2 protein-coding genes are annotated in these 1441 nt (G+C 66.3%); both read left to right on the plus strand.

Annotated elements, in window-relative coordinates:
- On the plus strand, window positions 1-325 hold a 325-nt coding region (locus BMI01S_RS37470; protein WP_042291849.1), incomplete at its 5' end, for an arginine deiminase family protein.
- Window positions 326-488: 163 nt separating this feature from the next.
- Window positions 489-1441, plus strand: a 953-nt coding sequence (locus tag BMI01S_RS37475; RefSeq protein WP_052408502.1) for an efflux RND transporter periplasmic adaptor subunit, incomplete at its 3' end; no start/stop codon positions are given.

Here is a 1441-nt window from a genome sequence, read left to right on the forward strand (position 1 = left end):
TCATCCGGCAGGCGTGGAACTGCACCAGGAGAAAAAGTCCTTCGTCGAAGTGGTGAGCGCCGCGCTCGGTATCAAGAAGATGCGCGTGGTGGAAGCGGGCGGCAACGATTACCAGCGTGAGCGCACGCAGTGGGACAGCGGCGCGAATCTGGTCTGCACGTCGCCGGGCGTCGTGTTCGCCTACGATCGCAACACGTACACGAACACCCTGCTGCGCAAGGCCGGGATCGAGGTGGTGACGATCGTGGGCGCGGAGCTGGGGCGCGGGCGCGGCGGCGGGCATTGCATGACGTGTCCGATCATTCGCGATGCGGTGGATTTCTAGTACTCAGGCATAAAGGGGGCGCCCGCGCGAGCGGGCGCTGCGAGAGGGCGCGCTGTCAGTTCCGTGTGAAGATGAATATTGGCAGCCGCGTCCAGCGAGCCGGAGGAATACATCAGTGTTTGCCATACAAGCAACCGGGCGATCGGTATCCCTGGCGTTGACCGTGACGCTGGGCGTCCTGGCGGCAGGTGCGCTGTTGACGGGCTGCCGCAAGAACGAAGAGGCGCCGGTGGCGGAAGTGCGTCCGGTGCGCGTCATCACGATAGAAAAGCAGGACGCGGGAAGCACCATCACCCTCACCGGCCGGCTGCAGGCACAGGCCGAGATCAACCAGTCGTTCCGTATCGACGGAAGGATGATCGCCCGCAACGTCGATGTCGGCGATCGCGTGAGGCCCGGCCAGGTGCTCGCGCGGCTCGACCGGATGAACGAGGAAAGCAGCCTGCAGTCCGCCCGCGCGCAACTGGCCGCTGCCCAGGCCCAGGCGCTCGAAGCGCGCACCATGTTTACCCGCATGCGCGATCTGCTCGCGGAGCACGCCGTCTCGCGCGCTTCCTTTGAGCAGTCCGAAGCAATGGCGAAGATCACGCAGTCGCAGGTCGATTCGGCGCAGTCGCTGGTGAGCATCGCGCAGAACCGCCTGAGCTATACCGATCTCGTTTCCGATGTCGCGGGCGTGGTCACGGCGCGCGGCGCCGAGACGGGCGAGGTGGTGCCGGCCGGCCGCATGATCGTCCAGATCGCCCGCGAAGGCGCAGTGGATGCGGTATTCGACGTGCCCGCCGCCATCAAGGACGTCGCCCCGCAAAACCCCGACATCGTCGTGGCGCTGGCCAGCAACCCGCAGGTGACGGCAATCGGTAAGGTGCGCGAAGTATCACCCCGCGCCGACCCCGTGACCGGCACCTTCGCGATCAGGGTGCGCCTGGTCGATCCACCGGCGGCCATGCGCCTGGGCAGTACGGTCACCGGCCACATGAAGGTCGAGCGGCCGCCCGCCATCGAAATTCCTTCGAGCGCGCTGATCCAGCCCGCAGGCAAGCCGGCGGTGTGGGTGGTCGATACGAAGACGGACACGGTGTCGGTGCGCGAGGTGCAGCTTCAGGCGTATGGCAA

It is taken from the genome of Paraburkholderia mimosarum LMG 23256 = NBRC 106338 (assembly GCF_000739815.1).
In the GTDB taxonomy this organism is placed as follows: Bacteria; Pseudomonadota; Gammaproteobacteria; order Burkholderiales; family Burkholderiaceae; genus Paraburkholderia; species Paraburkholderia mimosarum.